We start from the raw sequence: 2,685 nt of genomic DNA, 5'->3' as shown, positions 1-2,685 counted from the left end.
CCTTTCTAGAACTTGAAATTTGTAATTAAGTATTATTGTAGTTGATTTATTTTTTTAGTACAAAAAAATAAGCAGCCAGCAAGCGCTACTACTTATTTTTTAAGACATTACTTGCCTAAGCTAGTGTAGCTAATGCGTTTAATGTCAGGATATTTGCGTAATGCCATAATAATGTTATTTTCATCAATATTATTATTGATAATGCCATCAACGAAGAAAATTATTTTTTCGTCGCTAACGTATAAAATTTTAACTGACACATTTTCAACATGATTGGCCGATAATTCTTTTTCGATTGTCTTCAAAATGCCGTGTTTGTTGACCGCTTCGATTTGAATGTTGAAGCGAATATGCATGATGATTTTATTAATTATAGTATCATCATGAAAAATCATTTGAACTATGAAGAGAATCGCGGTAGCAATAATGCCTAAAAAGTATAACCCAGAGCCAATAGCCATGCCGATTGCAGCTGTTGCCCAAACACCGGCAGCTGTTGTCAAACCGGAAATCTGACTTTTCTTAACTAAAATAGTTCCTGCACCAATAAATGAAATACCGGAAACTATTTGTGCAGCTATACGAGAAGCATCATATTCCATCCCGGAAATTTTCATCAAGTCAGCAAACCCATATTTAGAAAGAATCATAAATAACGCAGAAGAAAAAGCTACTACAATGTGGGTTCTAACCCCCGCGCTTTTTCTCTGAATTGCTCGTTCGTAGCCGATTAAAGCACCACATAAGGAAGCTATTACTAGGCGTAATATCCAAGGTAGTTGAGCACTAATCGGTGATATATCTACCATTATCTCACTCCTTTGAAAAAACAATAGTTAATATTATACACTTAAAAAGTGTTAAAAGAGAGGTATTTTTTGGTAAAGTATAGAAAATTAAGTTTGAGATATTTATTGAAAAATATTTACTTTTACTCTTTATGTGCTATAACTATTAGCAACATTTAGTAATACTGAAAGTATAAAGAATTTGATCCTATAGTTGGATTGAGATTGTCAGTTACTAATAATTATAACGGAGAAAATAAGATGATGGAACAACTTACAGGTGTTGTAGGAATCCTGCTTGGGATTTGGGAAATATATGCTGTTTATAAGGCTTTTAAGGATACTAAGCAGCGAGGAAATAAAAATACTTCTACCTTTCTACCATTGGCTCTATGGAGCGGAGTGGTTTTAGCTTTAGCTTTTATAGGGATTGGCATAGCACTAGTCATGAAGGTGTATTAGGCGAATCATTGAGCGCCAAACTCATCAATAAGATTAATTAGTGCAGAAGCAACTATTGCAACAAGCGATTTTTGCTTTCTGCGCTTTTTTCTTGCCAAAATTTTGCATGATATCTTACATTCTGTTACTACTGAGCAAGAAGAATGTGGTAAGGTATAGAAAATCGTAAAAAGTACTTGCGCAAACCAAGCTAATATGTTTTAATAAATATCGTTGTCGAGTTGACAATGCTGACTTAGCTCAGTTGGCAGAGCACGTCACTAGTAATGATGAGGTCGGAGGTTCGAATCCTCTAGTCAGCATTTAGAAGAAGCATTTAAAGTAATTAACCTTGATTTATCAGTATTTTAGGCAGATAAATTAAGGTTAATTTTTTTGCCTAAAACAGAATTATGCACACGCTACGGAACACATTTTTGCCCCTGTTCCGTACAAAAACTCTTAGGTAGACTTTTAGATGAGTAATCCAATAATTTTTCATTTTGCAAAAAACAATATTATTATGTCTGTCAGTTTAGCACCTTGTTCGAGCTGTCAGTTTTTTTAATGTTAAAAATGAAACATGTTTCATAAAAATATTGACTTTTTGAAACAAAATGCTAATATTTATCTGTAAGCGATTGCAAATTGGTGCAATTATAAATAAACAGTAGGAGTGAATAAAATGTCGGAGAAAAAAGAGAATAACTTTCTCAACGAGAAGCTAATTCCACTTTTTAATAAAATATCAAGTGCTAGGCACATGGTTGCATTAAGAGACGGAATGACTGCAGCTGTGCCAATGATTATCATTGGTTCAATCTTTATGATTATTGGTCAGTTTCCAGTAAAGGGCTATTTAGACTTTATGGCCCATATTTTTGGCCCTAATTGGTCAACTGTTGTGCAATATGTGACAAATGCCTCGTTTAATATTATGGGTTTAATAGCCGTAGCTGGTATTTCCTATAGTTTGGCGAAAAGTTACCAAAATATTGATGCATTCTCAGCAATGATTGTTGCAATAAGTGCATTTATCTTAACGATTCCAATGCAAATTGGAAAAGACGGCGGACTATTAATTCCGTTAAAACAGTTTGATTCATCTGGTCTTTTCACAGCCCTACTAGTTGGTTTGTTTGTAACTGATTTGTATGTTTGGTTAATGCACAAGAATTTGGTCTTTAAGATGCCAGATACAGTGCCACCAGCTGTAAGCAATTCATTTGCGGCTCTGGTTCCAGGTGCAATTTCCTTATTTGTAGTTTGGCTAATTAGAATTGGTGTTGAAGCAACGCCTATGAAGAGCATCCCAAACGTAATTACTTTCTTCCTACAGGACCCAATGAGCAAGGTAACCAATAGTTTAGGTGGTGCAATTGTTATTGAGCTAGTTGTATGTACGCTTTGGTTCTTCGGTATTCATGGTGCCAACGCAATTTCAGGTATCATTGAC

Annotated in this window: 3 protein-coding genes and 1 tRNA gene; 3 read left to right on the top strand and 1 reads right to left on the bottom strand. The window is 34.6% G+C overall.

The genetic code is table 11. The annotated features are described in order from the left end of the window. Positions 1-107 precede the first annotated feature (107 nt). Positions 108-809 carry an MgtC/SapB family protein gene (locus CRG87_RS07625; protein WP_046305725.1) on the bottom strand — a complete coding sequence of 234 codons (702 nt, stop codon included), beginning with the start codon at positions 807-809 and terminating at the stop codon, positions 108-110. A gap of 240 nt (positions 810-1,049) precedes the next feature. On the opposite strand from CRG87_RS07625, the gene CRG87_RS07620 reads away from it, so the two are divergent. The 3 genes from CRG87_RS07620 to CRG87_RS07610 all read left to right on the top strand — a co-directional run. Beyond that, complete coding sequence (locus CRG87_RS07620; protein ID WP_074426144.1) at positions 1,050-1,250, top strand: immunity protein; 201 nt, start codon at positions 1,050-1,052, stop codon at positions 1,248-1,250. 229 nt (positions 1,251-1,479) lie between these two features. Further along, positions 1,480-1,552: transfer RNA gene (locus CRG87_RS07615), tRNA-Thr, on the top strand. Positions 1,553-1,914: 362 nt separating this feature from the next. After that, positions 1,915-2,685: PTS transporter subunit EIIC (locus CRG87_RS07610; RefSeq protein ID WP_133125501.1), on the top strand; the 771-nt coding region annotated here is incomplete at its 3' end.

It is taken from the genome of Lactobacillus apis, assembly GCF_002837055.1.
GTDB classification, from domain to species: domain Bacteria; phylum Bacillota; class Bacilli; order Lactobacillales; family Lactobacillaceae; genus Lactobacillus; species Lactobacillus apis.
Note: the sequence above shows the minus strand (reverse complement) of the source record. Positions and strands in the feature narration are given on the sequence as shown.